The sequence below is a fragment of the uncultured Tessaracoccus sp. genome (assembly GCF_947286155.1).
Taxonomy (GTDB): domain Bacteria; phylum Actinomycetota; class Actinomycetes; order Propionibacteriales; family Propionibacteriaceae; genus Arachnia.
In genome coordinates this window covers 1-13746 of the sequence record NZ_CAMYPD010000061.1, presented here as the reverse complement: position 1 = coordinate 13746, position 13746 = coordinate 1, and the positions used below count along the sequence as shown (strand labels likewise).

Below are 13746 nucleotides of genomic sequence, written 5' to 3'. Positions count from 1 at the left end.
CACGTAAGGAGTCGTCGGCAGCGTCAGATGTGTATAAGAGACAGACCATGACCTGATCCCCCACCTGGGGATTATCGAGGTGCGCGAGGAACAGCGCCCCTGTCATGACTACTTATCTCCGCGCAGCCAGCCGAACAGACCGCCGTGTTTCCCCTTATCGACGATCGGTTCGCCCTTCGTCTCGTCCCTCGCCTCGGCGAGTTTCCGGAGCAGATCACGCTGGTGATCGTCGAGCTTCGTCGGGGTCTGCACCAAGAACGTGATGCCGAGTTCACCTCGTCCGCCGCCGCGCAGCCGCGGGACGCCCCGATCCTTGAGCGCAATGCGGGTGCCCGACTGCGTGCCCGCCGGAATCTCCACCTCGACGGTGCGGTCGGCCGGGTCGGAACCCTCCCATTCGGCTTCCAGCGTGGGCAGGGTGAGCGTCGTCCCGAGCGCCGCGGCGGTCATCGGGATGCGCACGACCTCTTCCAGGTTGTCGCCATCGCGTCGGAAGTTCTCATGATCTGCGACGTGGATCTCCACGTAGAGATCACCAGCAGGCCCACCGCCTGGGCCCACGTCGCCTTGCGACTGGAGGTGAATACGGTTCCCGGTCGAGACACCGGCAGGCACCTTGAGCGTGATCGTGCGCTGGCTCGCGACGCGCCCCTCCCCCGAGCACTCGGTGCACGGGTGCGGAATGACGGTGCCATACCCGCGGCATTCGGGACAGGCCTGCGCGGTACGGATGTCGCCGAGGAAGCTGCGCTGCATCTGGATGATCTCGCCCTGGCCACCACAGATCTTGCACTCGACCGGCTCGGAACCGTCCTGCCCGCCGTGCCCGGAGCACTGGGGACAGACGACAGCCGAGTTGAGCTTGATCGTCTTCTTCGTGCCAAATACCGCCTCGTGCAGCTTGATCTGCGCTGAGATGAGCTTGTCGCGCCCTTGGCGCACGCGAGACCGCGGGCCGCCGTGCCCACCCTGGCCGCCGAACATGGCGTCCACCAGGTTGGTGAAGTCGAACCCTCCGGCAAACCCGCCGCCGAAGCCCGAGAATCCGGCGCCACCGCCACCAGCCTGACGCGGGTCTCCCCCGCGATCGAAGATGGAGCGTTTGTTCGGGTCGCTCAGCACCTCGTAGGCCTCGCTGAGTTCCTTGAACTTGTCAGCGGCCTCGGCGTCGTCGGGCGCGACGTCCGGGTGCACCTTCATGGCCTTGCGGCGGTAGGCCTTCTTGATCTCCTCCGCCGACGCATCTCGGGAGACGCCAAGAATGCCGTAGTAATCCTTCGTGCTCACAGTTGCTAGATCAACCTTCCATGAGGAATCGACTCACATAGCGTGCCACCGCACGCACCGATGCAATGGTTGCGGGATAGTCCATCCGCGTCGGACCAACCACGCCAAGGCTCGCCCTCAGAGCGCCCGCCTGCCCGTAACCGCTGGCCACCAAACTCGTCGACTGGAAACCGTCGGCGGTGTTCTCTTCACCGATCCGGACGGTCACGTCGTCGCCGGCGGCCTCGCTCAGCAGGCGTAGGAGCACCACCTGCTCCTCCAGTGCTTCAAGCAGCGGACGGAGATTGCGCTCGAATGGAACGCCCGCCAGGTTCGGCACTCCCGCGACCACCACCTGCGCGGCTGGCTCAGCAGCGAGCAGCTGCAGCGTCGTCGCGATGATGTTCGCAGCAATGGGGCGATACTCCGGGCGGATGGAGTCCATCTGCGTAGCGAGCGCGTCGGCCGCTTCCGCTGGCGTGCGTTGAATCACACTACCGACGATCACGTTCCGCAACTCTGCGAGCGCCTCGGGCTCCACAAAGCCGACGTCCACCACTTCCTGATCGACGCGCCCCGCCGCCGTGACGATGATCACCATCACCCGCTCCGGCGATAGCGCCACGAGTTCGACGTGGCGGATCTGGCCGCGCTGCGTCACGGGGTACTGGACGATCGCCACCTGGTGGGTGAGCTGCGCCAGCAGCCGCACGGTACGCCCCATGAGGTCGTCCATGCCGGCCGTGCCGTCGAGGAACGAAGCGATGGCGCGTCGCTCCGCCGTCGACAGCGGTTTGATGCTCGCCAGTCGATCGACGAAGAGGCGATAGCCCTTGTCGGTGGGGATACGGCCCGCGCTCGTGTGCGGCTGGGTGATGTACCCCTCCTCTTCGAGGACGGCCATATCGTTGCGCACCGTTGCTGCCGAGACCTTCATCTGGTGGCGCTCCACGAGCGCCTTCGACCCGACAGGCTCGCGGCTGGCAACATAGTCCGTCACGATCGCCTTCAACACATCCAGCTTTCGGTCGTCGAGCATGTCACCTCCTAGCACTCACAACAGGCGAGTGCCAGCCTACCCCTCTTCCCAAGATGGTTGAAATGCGTCGCGTACCGACCCCGCAGACCGCATGGCAGCCGGGTGTCCGATGAGAAAACTGCAAAACTCGCCAACAGTTGGCCCAACACCCCGGTTTTGGGCAGGTTTCGAGCCACTGTTGGCGAGTTTTGCAGTTTTTATCCGGCATCCCCGCACCGTGCTCGGCATCCTTGGCGTCGTGCCCTAGGCTCAGGCGCATGGAGATTTCGTGGAGTGAGGTTGCCGACAGGGTTTGGGTCACGACGGTCGACCCAGACGCCGCGAACGTCACGCTGATCGCCGGCGACGACCGCGCCATGCTCGTCGACGCCGGGGGCACCGCCGACGTTGGGGCAGCGCTGCTCACTTCGGCACGCACGCTGGTGACGGTGCCCGTCGATACCGTCGTCATCACTCATCACCACGCCGATCACTGGCACGGCATCGCCGGCATGTCCGACGTGGAAACCATTGCGCACGAGTGCATCGTCGACGACACCACCTCCGCCGAATTCCGCCCCACCACCTTGATCAGCGTGCTCAAGGGCATCCAGCTGGGTGAGCGCTTCGTCGAGATCGCACACTTCGGCAAGGCACACACACAGTCCGATCTCGTGGTCGTCGTTCCATCCGCAGACGTGATCGTCGTGGGCGACCTCGTCGAAGACGAGCCCCAGTTCGACGAAACCACCCAGTTCGACACCTGGCCGCTCACCCTCGACGGCGTGCTCACCTCGTCGAAACCCAGCACTGTAGTCATCCCTGGGCACGGCCCCATCACCAACCGTGATGCCGTCATCGATTGCTCAGGGCGCATCGCCGACATGTACACCACAACCTCGACGCTGGTGCAGCAAGGCGTGCAGCTCGAGCAGCTCTACGAGTCCGCTGAGCGGTGGGCATTCTCAGAGCCCACCGTGCGCCAGGCCCTGCCGTTGCTGGTGGACGAATTAGCTTCGCACGGCGTCGTCGCACGAAAGCAGCTGCCCATCCAGGGCATCTAAGAGCTAGCTGGCCCAGCCTTCCGCCACGCGTTCCCACACGCGCTCTGAGCGCGCGACAAGCAGCCCCTTGCCCCTGCTCGCGGCGGAGTACGGTTCGCCGCTCAACATGCGCCCTGTCCCTCCGATCTCGGTGAGCATGAGGCAGCCGACAAGGTGATCCCACGGGTGCGCATTGTTGTAGTACATGAAGTCGATCTCGCCCGATACCGCCATCGGGTAGTCGAAGCAGGCCGCACCGGAGCTGCGGCCCATGGGCTCGTGTCGGCCGCCCCCATCGTGGCCGAGCCACCGCTGCTGCCCCGTAACCCCCTTCGGTTTTTCCCGTTCGGGCTGAGCTTCGACGGGCACGCCATTCATGAGCACCTGCCCCGACCCAGCCTCGACGGTGTACATGCGCTCGTACTGCGGCTGCCAGATCCAGCCGCGCGTGGTCACACCGTCGCGCACCTCGGCGAGCATCACGCCGTGCTCGCGCTTGCCATTCACGAAGTTCCTCGTGCCATCGATCGGGTCGATCACGAACGCGTGCGGTGCCGACGCGAGATCGTCGAGCGTCGATGCGCCGAGGAACACGCCCTCTTCACCGAGGATCAGCGCGCTCGGAAACGCTTCCTTCAGCAGGCCGGCGAGGTGGCGCTCCGCTTCGCGGTCCGCGACGGTGACGAAGTCGCCCGGCTCCTTCTCGTCGATCTCCGCGTCCGCCAGCTGCCGAAACCGCGGGTTGACCACCGCGTCGGCTGTGTCTTTGAGCATTGCCGCAATGCCGTCGATGTCCATGCTGGCAACTGTACCCAACGGGGTTTAACCGTCGATGTGGTCCTGAGTGACGAAGTCGATGAGGCGTTCGACGATGGTGTTGAGCTGCGGCTCCAAGTCACGCCAACTGTTGGCCCTGGCGAGAATCGCTTGCCAGCCGCGCGCCACGTCGCGCTGATCGTCGTGCGGCAGGCCGAGCGCAGCCAGCGTGCCCTTCTTGAAATCGATGTCCATGGGCACTTCGGGCCAGGCCTTGCGGCCGACGCGCTCCGGCTTCACGGCTTGCCAGATGTCGATGAACTCGTGTCCGAGCACCAGTACGCAATCCTCGTGGCCGCCGGCGTACACCTGCTTCACGATGCGCGATTCCTTGGAACCCGGCACCAGATGGTCGACGAGCACCCCCAGCCTCCTGCCTGGTTCCGGCCGGAACTCATCGACGATGGCGGGGAGATCGTCGATGCCACCCAGATACTCCACGACGACGCCGACGTGACGCAGGTCGTCGCCCCAAATCTTTTCCACCAGCTCGGCGTCGTGGCGCCCCTCGACGTAGATACGGCTGGGCAGCGCCACCTTCGCTGGCTCTGGAGCGTCACTCGCACGCGATCCGGATGCGGTGTACTTGGGCTTGCTGGTTCCTGTGCGAAGCGGCGGCTGCAGTGCGACGGGCTCCCCCTCCAGCAAGAACCCGGCACCGAACGGGAATCCGCGACGCTTCCCCTTGCGGTCTTCGAGTAACACCACGCCGTTCTCCCACCCGACGACGGCGCCGCAGAAGTCGTCGAATTCGAGCACCATGTCGAGTTCGACGGGCACGTTCCTGGTCTTCTTCATGTGGGAGCGCTGCCAGCCGGGCGCGAGGACGTCACGGGAGTATCGGTTCACGGCTGGCGACCCTACCGAACATGACTTGTGGCGCCCCGGAGGCTCTCCGAGACGCCACAAGTTGAGAGGCGTGAGACTTCAGCGAAGCTCAAGCCGACGCTGCACACTCACCAATGCCTGCCAGAGCATCACCGCAGAGAGGAGAATGGAGCCGAGTATCAGGAGCACCGGCAGGCTCGCCGCATCATCGGCACTCGTATCCGTGAACAGTGGCGGCGTCCAGTACCAGGTTCGACCGATGAAGTCGTACGTCGGTGGGATCAGAAGCAGCACGAGCCCGATCAGCTGCATCGCCACGTAGACGATGATGTAGACGATGACTGGCCCGAAGCCTCCCGACTTGTTGATCCACGCTTCGCTGCCGATGACAACGGCGAAGTAGATCTGCGCGAGCATGCTGAGGTAGGTCAGCAGGCCAACGACCAACGCGATCACGCCCCAGTCAGGCCGATCGCTCAAGGCATCGGAAACGGCGCGCGTCGCTATCTCCAGCGCGCTCCCACCGAGGACAGCGTCGGCCTTTCCGACGAGCCACAGCGCCACCGCACTGACCACGAGGGAAATCAGGCTCACGAGGCTAGCCCAGAGAAACTTCGTGGCGATCAGCGTGGAGTTCTTCACGGGAACGGTGAGCTCGAAGTATCCCCGTCGGCCGAAGGTGCTGCGGTAGAGATGTATCCCGAGGTAGAGCTGCACGGCGAACGGCAGTGCAGCTACCGCGATGATCCCCAGAACGATCGGCACTCCCGCCACAACGCCTGAAATGTGGGCGGCTCCGTACGAGATCAGCGCGAGCAGGAGGGTGAAGCCCCAACCCAGGGCTATCGCCCACTTGGTTCGGATGAATTCGTATTTCAGTACTGTTCCGACCATTGGTAAACCTCCCTAAAGAGTTGGTCCATGCTTTTGCCGTACTCGACACGTAGATCGTCGACGGCACCCTCGATGAGCACTTGTCCGTAGCGCATCATGATGACGCGGTCGAGCACGGGTTCGATGTCGGCGATGAGATGGGTGGAGATGAGTACGAGCGAGTCCGGTTCGAGGTTGCGCACGATGGCGCGCAGGATCACGTCGCGGGCGGCCGGATCGACGCCTGAGATGGGCTCGTCGAGGAGAAACACCTTGGCGTCACGGCTCATGGCGAGCGCAATCTGTGCTTTCTCCCGCATGCCTTTCGATAGCTGGGAGAGCTTCATGCCCGGGTCAAGCCGGAAGAACTGCAGCAGGTCGTCGAACTTGGCGCGGTTGAAGTCGGCGAAGTAGTCGGCGTACTGCTTGGCGCAGAATTCGATGCGGCTGCCATCTGCGAGGAAGCTCTCGTCGGGGAGGAAGCTCACTTTCGCCTTCGATGCCGGGCCGGGGCGTTCACCCGCGACGGTGACGTCTCCGTCGTAGCGAACCATGAGGCCGGCGAGCACTTTGAGCAGCGTGGTCTTGCCGCAGCCGTTTTCTCCGAGGAGCCCGACGACGTTGCCCTCGTCGAGGCTGAATGAGAGGTTGTTGAGTGCGGGGAACTTGCCGTATTTCTTCGTGAGTGATTGCACTTGGATGGCTTTCATGATTGCTCACCTTCCAGTTGTCGCCATCGTTGCTTCAGTAACTCCAACGCCCTGGTTTGCTGCATGCCGAGCCCTTGGGCGCGACGCACAAACTCGTCAGCATGCCCGGTGGCCACGCGTTCGCGCAGCTCGTCGATCACAGTGGTGTCGTCGGTGACGAACCGCCCTTTCGTGCGATCCGGCACCGTGACGCCCATGCGGTCGAGCTCGCCCATAGCGCGTTGGATGGTGTTGGGGTTGACCCCGAGTTCGACGCCGAGGTCTCGAACGCCTGGCAGTTTGCTCCCCGCGGGCCACTGGCCCGTGACGATTCTGCGCGAGCATTCGTCCACCAACTGCAACCAGATGGGCGAGGAATTGTCGAACTGCATTCCCACACCTCCTGCATTGCTGTACTAGGTGCTTAATACAGTAAGACAGTGGAGCTACGCTGTCAACACCTCAAAGCAAAAAGGTGCGTATCAGTCGAGTAGGTCGCGGATGATCCCGTCAGCCAGCAGGCGCCGTCGCACGATGAGCCGCCCGTCGACGACATCGACCAGCCCTCGCGCTGCCATCGAAGGAACGCGCTCACGTTCCGACGGCGTCAGCACGCTGAGTGGGAGCCCGTCGGCCAGCCGAAGCTCCAGCAGCACCCGTTCGACGCGGCGGTCCTCCGAGGTGAGCACCTCGCGCCCTTGCGCCGGCGAGATGCCAGCAGCCAGGGCGTCTGCGTAGGCGCGCGGGTGTTTCCGGTTCCAGAACCGAACGCCGCCGACGTGGCTGTGCGCGCCCGGCCCGATCCCCCACCAGTTCGCGCCTTTCCAATAGGCGATGTTGTGTCGGCACTCGCCGCCGGGCAGCGCCCAGTTGCTGGTCTCGTAGTTGTGGAAACCGCGTGCGGCCAGGAACTCGTCGGCAATCATGTATTTGTCGGCGAGATCGTCCTCGTCCGGCATTGCCAGCTCACCCTTGCGCACGCGCAAGGCAAGGCGTGTTCCCTCTTCGACGATGAGCGAGTAGGCGCTGACGTGGTCGACGGGTGTGTCGGCCACCGCGTCGAGGCTTCGTCGCCAATCATCGAACGACTCCCCCGGCGTGCCATAGATGAGGTCGAGACTGACATGCTCGAACCCGGCCCCCGACGCCCAGCGTGCCGCATCCAGGCCACGCCCGGGGCTGTGGCGGCGGTCGAGCACCTCCAGCACGTGCGGCACCGACGACTGATACCCCAACGAGATGCGCGTGAACCCACCGTCGCGCAGCGCCTGGAAGTAGCTCGCGTCGACGCTCTCCGGGTTCGCCTCCGTCGTGATCTCCGCGTCGTCGGCTATCGGGAAGCGCTCCCGAATCGCGTCGAGCAGCCCGACGAGCTCCCCCTGCGGCAGCATCGTCGGGGTACCTCCGCCGAAAAACACCGTGCGCACGGTCTGGGGCCCAAGTACGCGACGGGCCAGGTCCAGCTCGGCTCGCGCGGCGGAGAGATAGGCACCAGGCGACATCGATCCAAGCTCTGCCGGCGTGTAGGTGTTGAAATCGCAGTAGCCACACCGCGTCATACAAAACGGCACGTGCACGTACAGCGACAGCGGGGCACCGACGTCGGTGCCAGGTGGGAGTGAACCGTCGCGGGGCGCGGGCTCACCGTCGGGGAGTTGGGAAGCCACGGGCGGAAGCCTAGCGTCGTCTCCCAACCCGTTCGCTTACAGAAGACAGATTCGTGCGTGGGCATGCCCCCAACATCTCACTCGAGATGACACACTATGTTTCATGATTAATCGACGTTCACTCCTCGCATCCGGCGGCGGGCTCGCCGCCCTGTCTGTGCTCGCTGCATGCGGCGACAACAATCCACTCGAAGGATCCTCCGGTTCAGCAGGCTCCGGCAGCAACAGCGATGTTGCGCTCAAGCAGTGGTACCACGAGTACGGCGAAGCCGGCGTGAAGGAAGCCGTCGAGAAGTACGCCTCTGAGTACACCGACGCCAAGGTGAGCGTGCAGTGGACCCCAGGCGACTACATGAAGATCCTCGGCGCTGCATTGCTGACCGACGAAGCCCCGGACGTGTTCGAATTCGAGCAGGGTGGTTCGCTGGATATGATCCGCGGCGGGCAGCTCGCTGACCTCACCGAGCTCATGGCTCCGGTGAAAGACCAGTTCAACAAGGCTGTGATCGACCGCTTTACGTTCCAAGACAAGATCTACGCCATCCCGCAGACCATCGATATGCAGATGCTCTTCTACCGCAAGTCGGTGCTTGAAGAGAAGGGCATCGAACCACCGAAGACCTTCGCAGATCTCGCTGCAGCCGCCAAGGCTGTGAACACGAAGGACATGGGCGGCTTCTTCGCTGGCAACGACTCGGGCGTCGGCGTGCTCGGCACCATCTTCATTTGGGCGTCGGGCCACGATCAGCTCAACGCCGACCGCACGGAGGCCGCATTCCTCACCGACGATTTCTACCAGGCGCTCGTCGACTACCGCGAGCTCGTGAAGTCGGGCGCTGTGTTGTCGGGCGCTTCCAACGATTGGTACGGCCCCGAGGCGTTCGTGAATGAGGAGTGCGCCTTCCAGTGGGGCGGGCTCTGGGGCCTCCCCCAGGTGCAGGAAGCCTTCGACGACGACTTCGGCGTGCTGCCATTCCCCGCGATTGGCGGGAAGGGCCGTCCGGCGGTGCCGTTCGGCGCGTTCGGCGCGTGCGTCAACGCGAAGAGCAAGCACGTCGATGCCGCTAAGGAGTTCATCAAGTGGCTGTGGATCGACCAGGAAGACAAGCAGATCGACTTCTCCACTGCCTACGGCGTGCACATCCCAGCGAAGGACGCGCTGGCCTCGCAGACGGAACAGTTCAAGGACGGCCCAGGCGCCGACGCCGCCAAGTTCGTCAGCGAGAATGGCTTCGCCAACGACATCATGTGGTCCGGCTCGCTCGGTGAAGCGTACGGTGCGGCTGTGAGCAAGGTGATCGTGGACGGCGCCGACCCGAAGAGCGCGTTCTCCAAGTTCGGCGACCTGGCGAAGAAGGAACTCGCCAAGCTGCAAGGCTGATCCCGACGTGTGGCAACGCCTGCGCGGATACCAGGGCCGCAACCTGTGGTTCCTGGTATTCGTCGCACCGTTTTTCCTCGGGCTGACGGTCTTCGTCTACGTGCCCGTGGTGTGGAGCGCGTACCTGTCCTTCTTCGAGGCCAAGAACACGATCACGCCGACGAAGTTCGTCGGGTTGGACAACTACACCAGCTTGTTGGGCGACGAACTCTTCATCAACTCGCTGGCCGTGTTCGTCGTGTTCTCGCTCGTGATCGTGCCACTCACATATGTGTGTTCACTAGGGCTAGCGCTCCTGCTCAACGACCTCAAATGGGGCCAGGCGTTCTTCCGCTCGGTGTTCTTCATCCCGTCGGCGGTGAGTTACGTCGTCGCGGCCATCATCTGGCGGCTCGTGTTCTTCAACAACGCCCGCTTCGGCATGCTGAACTCGCTCATCCGCTCCTGGGGTGGCGACTCCGTCAACTGGCTCGGAGGCGGTAACAACCTCTACTGGATCGCGCTCATCAGCGTTCGACTGTGGCTGCAGGTGGGCTTCTACATGATCCTCATCATCGCCGGACTGCAGCGCATCCCGGTTGATACCTACGAGGCGGCGGCCATCGACGGAGCCTCCGGCTGGCGAGTGCTTCGCTACATCACACTCCCCCAGCTTCGCGCTACCAGCGTGGCGGTCATCATGTTGCTCCTCATCAACGCGTTCCAGGCATTCGACGAGTTCTACAACATGCTGGGCACCATCGGGTCCTACCCGCCCTATGGACGCCCGCCCCTGGTGCACCTGTACCTGATCTCGTTCGGCGGCGGGCAACAGAACCTCGGTTTGGGCGGCGCGGGCACCATGATTCTTGCGGCCATCATCGTGCTGTTCTCCCTGGCACAGAACTGGCTCATGAGCCGGGAGGAGCGCAAGGAGCGACGCGCAGCGAAGAAGGCAAAAGCATGAAAGCATCCAGGATCGCCCGGTATGCGCTGCTCATCATGCTGACGCTGTTCTTCCTGCTGCCGTTCTACGTGATGTTCCGCAACGCATTCTCGACGCAGAAGCACATCGCGTCGCCGAATTGGCACTGGCTCCCCAACCAGCTCGACTTCACGAACCTGAAGTCGCTGCTTGCCAACGACACGATCGGTATCGGGTCAGCCATGCTGAACTCGGCCGTCACCGCCAGCTTGCAGACCATCATCACGGTGCTCGTCAGCCTCATGGCCGGCTACGCGCTGGCGCGCTGGAAGCACAGGCTCGCCAGCTTCCTACTGGGGCTCACGGTATTCACGCTTATGGTTCCCGCGACGATGACCTTCGTGCCGACGTTCATCATGACCGCCCAGTTCGGATGGATTGACACCTACCGCGGCCTGGTGATTCCGGCGGCTTTCTCAGCGTTTGCGACGTACCTGTTCCGCCAATTCTTCCTCGATTTCCCCGAGGAGCTGGAGGACGCCGCCTTCGTCGACGGATGCACACCATGGGGTGTGTTCTGGCGCATCGTGGTGCCGAACTCCAAGGAGATCATCACCGCCGTCGGCACCATCGTGCTGCTCGGCGCCTGGAACGCGTTCCTCTGGCCCAGCCTGGTTGGCCGCGACAACACACGCACCGTGCAGGTGGCCCTGTCGCAGTTCATGACCAGCCAAGGCGTGCGGTTGCCGGAACTGTTCATGGGCTCCATCATCGCGATTCTGCCCATGCTGGTGATGTTCCTGTTCCTCCAGCGTTACCTGGTGCGAGGCTTCACCACGTCGGGCCTGCGCTAGGCGCAGCGGCGGCTAGTTCTTCTTTGCCGGCTCCGACGTGGACAGCGCCGCGACGAAGGCCTCTTGCGGCACCTCGACTCGGCCCACCATCTTCATGCGCTTCTTGCCTTCCTTCTGCTTTTCGAGCAGCTTGCGCTTTCGCGAGATGTCGCCGCCGTAGCACTTCGAGAGCACGTCCTTGCGGATGGCGCGGATGGTCTCGCGCGCGATCACGCGCGAGCCGATGGCGGCCTGGATGGGCACCTCGAACTGCTGCCTCGGGATGAGCTCCTTGAGCTTGGATGCCATCTGGAGTCCGTAGGAGTAGGCGGATTCGCGGTGCACGATGGCGGAGAACGCGTCGACGGGGTCGCCGTGCAGCAAAATATCGACTTTCACCAGGTCGGCCGGTGCTTCGCCGGCAGGTTCGTAGTCGAGCGATGCGTACCCCTTCGTCCGCGACTTGAGCGCGTCGAAGAAGTCGAAGACGATTTCGCCGAGCGGCAGCTGGTAGCGAATCTCCACCCGATCTTCTGACAGATAGTCGAGACCCTTCTGCACGCCGCGCCTGGTCTGACACAGCTCGAGGATGGTACCGATAAACTCTGCGGGCGCGAGGATGGTGGCGTCGACGACGGGCTCGTACACCTCGTCGACCTTGCCCTCAGGGAACTCCGACGGGTTCGTCACGATGTGTTCGGAGTGGTCCTCCATCACCACGCGGTACACCACGCTCGGCGCTGTCGAGATGAGGTCCAGGTTGAACTCGCGCTCAAGCCGCTCGCGCACGATCTCCATGTGCAGTAGGCCGAGGAAGCCGATGCGGAAACCGAAGCCGAGCGCGCTCGACGTCTCGGGTTCGTACAGCAGCGCGGCGTCGTTGAGCTGCAGCTTCTCCAGCGCCTCACGAAGCTCGGTGAAGTCGTCGCCGTCGATCGGGTAGAGGCCGGCGTAGACCATGGGCACGGGAGGCTCGTAGCCGCCCAAATCTTCTGTCGCAGGTGCGGTTGCGACGGTGACCGTGTCGCCGACGCGAGACTGCCGCACGTCCTTCACGCCCGTGATGAGGTAGCCCACCTCGCCGACGCCGATGGCATTCTGCTTGGACGGGTCAGGTGCGATGACGCCGACCTCGAGCAGTTCGTGCTGGGCACCGGTGGACATCATCTGGATGCGGTCGCGGTGACGCAGCGCGCCGTCGACGACGCGGACGTAGGTGACCACACCGCGGAACGTGTCGTACACCGAGTCGAAGATGAGCGCGCGCGCTGGCCCGTCGGCGTCGCCCACGGGGGCAGGGATTCGCTCGACGACGGCGTCGAGCAACTCGGGCACGCCCACTCCGGTTTTGCCGGAGACCCGCAACACTTCGTCCTCGTCGCAGCCGATGATGGACGCCAGCTCGGCGGCGTACTTCTCTGGATCGGCGCCAGGCAGGTCGATCTTATTGAGCACCGGGATGATGGTGAGCTCTGCCTCGAGTGCGAGGTAGAGGTTGGCAAGCGTCTGCGCTTCGATGCCTTGCGCCGCGTCAACGAGCAGGATCGCCCCTTCACAGGCCTGCAGGGAGCGCGATACCTCGTAGTTGAAGTCGACGTGGCCAGGGGTGTCGATCATGTTGAGCACGTGCACGGTGTCGCCCACCGGCCACGTCATTCGCACGGCCTGGGACTTGATGGTGATGCCGCGTTCGCGCTCGATGTCCATCCGGTCGAGGTATTGCGCGCGCATGCTGCGGTCGTCGACGACCTTGGTGAGTTGCAGCATGCGGTCCGCGAGCGTCGACTTTCCGTGGTCGATGTGTGCAATGATGCAGAAGTTGCGGATGATCGACGGATCGGTCTTGCCTGGGATGGCCATGCATCATTCCTTGCATAGAAACGGGACTTCTGACGGCCTATCATCTCACCTTGCGCTGCACTTGGCGAGTTGCTCCGCCGCGCATTTGGTGAGGTGCGGCCTTGCCATGTATTGTGGATCGTCGCGTCAAGGTTGGCGCATCACCGAGCACCAGAAGGATTTTTCGTGGCAAACATCAAGTCCCAGATGAAGCGCAACAAGACCAACGAAGTTGCGCGCCAGCGCAACAAGGCCGTGAAGTCGAAGCTGCGCACGCACGTGCGTGAGGCCCGCGCCGCCATCGCCGAGGGCGATGCCGAGAAGGCAGCAGAACTCACCGCCGTCGCGAACCGCGCTCTGGACAAGGCCGTTTCCAAGGGCGTCATCCACGCCAACCAGGCCGCAAACCGCAAGTCGGCGCTCTCGTCGGCAACCGCTGCGTTGCAGGCCTGATACCAGCAAGTCAGGTTCAGCGCCTCGGCCCTACTCGGTGGCCGAGGCGCTGTTTTGCGCGTAAATACCCTAATGGGGCAAAGATAGATCCTGTCTCTTATACACATCTGACGCTGCCGACGACTCCTTACGTGTA

14 protein-coding genes are annotated in these 13746 nt (G+C 63.6%); 5 read left to right on the top strand and 9 right to left on the bottom strand.

Features of this window, described 5'->3' with window-relative positions:
• Window positions 1–108: 108 nt before the first annotated feature.
• Window positions 109–1287, bottom strand: a complete 1179-nt coding sequence (gene dnaJ, locus Q0X68_RS12015) for a molecular chaperone DnaJ (protein ID WP_297752148.1) — start codon at window positions 1285–1287, stop codon at window positions 109–111.
• 10 nt (window positions 1288–1297) lie between these two features.
• The gene (hrcA, locus tag Q0X68_RS12010) at window positions 1298–2305 is read right to left on the bottom strand and encodes a heat-inducible transcriptional repressor HrcA (RefSeq protein ID WP_297752145.1); all 1008 of its coding nucleotides are present in this window, start codon (window positions 2303–2305) and stop codon (window positions 1298–1300) included.
• A gap of 257 nt (window positions 2306–2562) precedes the next feature.
• Here hrcA and Q0X68_RS12005 point away from each other — a divergent pair, with 257 nt between their 5' ends.
• Complete coding sequence (locus tag Q0X68_RS12005; RefSeq protein ID WP_297752142.1) at window positions 2563–3348, top strand: MBL fold metallo-hydrolase; 786 nt, start codon at window positions 2563–2565, stop codon at window positions 3346–3348.
• Window positions 3349–3351: 3 nt separating this feature from the next.
• On the opposite strand, the gene Q0X68_RS12000 is transcribed toward Q0X68_RS12005, so the two are convergent.
• From Q0X68_RS12000 to hemW, 6 genes are all read right to left on the bottom strand, one after another.
• Window positions 3352–4125, bottom strand: coding sequence for an inositol monophosphatase (locus tag Q0X68_RS12000; RefSeq protein ID WP_297752139.1), 774 nt, complete (start codon window positions 4123–4125; stop codon window positions 3352–3354).
• A gap of 24 nt (window positions 4126–4149) precedes the next feature.
• Window positions 4150–4992 (bottom strand): DUF3097 domain-containing protein, encoded by an 843-nt coding sequence (locus tag Q0X68_RS11995; RefSeq protein ID WP_297752136.1) that lies wholly within the window; start codon window positions 4990–4992, stop codon window positions 4150–4152.
• 78 nt (window positions 4993–5070) lie between these two features.
• On the bottom strand, window positions 5071–5865 hold the full coding sequence (locus Q0X68_RS11990; protein ID WP_297752133.1) for a hypothetical protein: 795 nt from the start codon (window positions 5863–5865) through the stop codon (window positions 5071–5073).
• Window positions 5847–6554: an ABC transporter ATP-binding protein gene (locus Q0X68_RS11985; protein WP_297752131.1), complete on the bottom strand. Its 708-nt coding sequence runs from the start codon at window positions 6552–6554 to the stop codon at window positions 5847–5849. The genes Q0X68_RS11990 and Q0X68_RS11985 overlap by 19 nt, the downstream gene beginning before the upstream one ends.
• Complete coding sequence (locus tag Q0X68_RS11980) at window positions 6551–6925, bottom strand: GntR family transcriptional regulator (protein ID WP_108871815.1); 375 nt, start codon at window positions 6923–6925, stop codon at window positions 6551–6553. The genes Q0X68_RS11985 and Q0X68_RS11980 overlap by 4 nt, the downstream gene beginning before the upstream one ends.
• Before the next feature lie 90 nt (window positions 6926–7015).
• Entirely contained in the window at window positions 7016–8200 is a 1185-nt protein-coding gene (gene hemW / locus Q0X68_RS11975) for a radical SAM family heme chaperone HemW (protein ID WP_297752122.1), read from the bottom strand.
• Window positions 8201–8303: 103 nt separating this feature from the next.
• On the opposite strand from hemW, the gene Q0X68_RS11970 reads away from it, so the two are divergent.
• The 3 genes from Q0X68_RS11970 to Q0X68_RS11960 are packed head-to-tail and all read left to right on the top strand — an operon-like array spanning window position 8304 to window position 11339.
• A complete protein-coding gene (locus Q0X68_RS11970) occupies window positions 8304–9581 on the top strand; it encodes an ABC transporter substrate-binding protein (protein WP_297752119.1) in 1278 nt (425 codons plus the stop codon).
• Between the two features lie 7 nt (window positions 9582–9588).
• On the top strand, window positions 9589–10527 hold the full coding sequence (locus tag Q0X68_RS11965; protein WP_297752116.1) for a carbohydrate ABC transporter permease: 939 nt from the start codon (window positions 9589–9591) through the stop codon (window positions 10525–10527).
• Window positions 10524–11339 (top strand): carbohydrate ABC transporter permease, encoded by an 816-nt coding sequence (locus tag Q0X68_RS11960; RefSeq protein ID WP_297752113.1) that lies wholly within the window; start codon window positions 10524–10526, stop codon window positions 11337–11339. Before Q0X68_RS11965 ends, Q0X68_RS11960 begins: the two co-directional genes overlap by 4 nt.
• A 12-nt stretch (window positions 11340–11351) precedes the next feature.
• On the opposite strand, the gene lepA is transcribed toward Q0X68_RS11960, so the two are convergent.
• Window positions 11352–13178, bottom strand: coding sequence for a translation elongation factor 4 (gene lepA / locus Q0X68_RS11955; protein ID WP_297752110.1), 1827 nt, complete (start codon window positions 13176–13178; stop codon window positions 11352–11354).
• Window positions 13179–13343: 165 nt separating this feature from the next.
• On the opposite strand from lepA, the gene rpsT reads away from it, so the two are divergent.
• Window positions 13344–13610, top strand: coding sequence for a 30S ribosomal protein S20 (rpsT, locus tag Q0X68_RS11950; RefSeq protein ID WP_108871810.1), 267 nt, complete (start codon window positions 13344–13346; stop codon window positions 13608–13610).
• Window positions 13611–13746: the final 136 nt, after the last annotated feature.

What these genes read in the sequence shown, in the direction of transcription:
- hrcA (WP_297752145.1), bottom strand. Translation starts at nt 2,305, where the DNA reads ATGCTCGACGACCGAAAGCTGGATGTGTTGAAGGCGATCGTGACGGAC.
- Q0X68_RS12005 (WP_297752142.1), top strand. Translation starts at nt 2,563, where the DNA reads ATGGAGATTTCGTGGAGTGAGGTTGCCGACAGGGTTTGGGTCACGACG.
- Q0X68_RS12000 (WP_297752139.1), bottom strand. Translation starts at nt 4,125, where the DNA reads ATGGACATCGACGGCATTGCGGCAATGCTCAAAGACACAGCCGACGCG.
- Q0X68_RS11990 (WP_297752133.1), bottom strand. Translation starts at nt 5,865, where the DNA reads ATGGTCGGAACAGTACTGAAATACGAATTCATCCGAACCAAGTGGGCG.
- Q0X68_RS11985 (WP_297752131.1), bottom strand. Translation starts at nt 6,554, where the DNA reads ATGAAAGCCATCCAAGTGCAATCACTCACGAAGAAATACGGCAAGTTC.
- Q0X68_RS11980 (WP_108871815.1), bottom strand. Translation starts at nt 6,925, where the DNA reads ATGCAGTTCGACAATTCCTCGCCCATCTGGTTGCAGTTGGTGGACGAA.
- Q0X68_RS11970 (WP_297752119.1), top strand. Translation starts at nt 8,304, where the DNA reads ATGATTAATCGACGTTCACTCCTCGCATCCGGCGGCGGGCTCGCCGCC.
- Q0X68_RS11960 (WP_297752113.1), top strand. Translation starts at nt 10,524, where the DNA reads ATGAAAGCATCCAGGATCGCCCGGTATGCGCTGCTCATCATGCTGACG.
- lepA (WP_297752110.1), bottom strand. Translation starts at nt 13,178, where the DNA reads ATGGCCATCCCAGGCAAGACCGATCCGTCGATCATCCGCAACTTCTGC.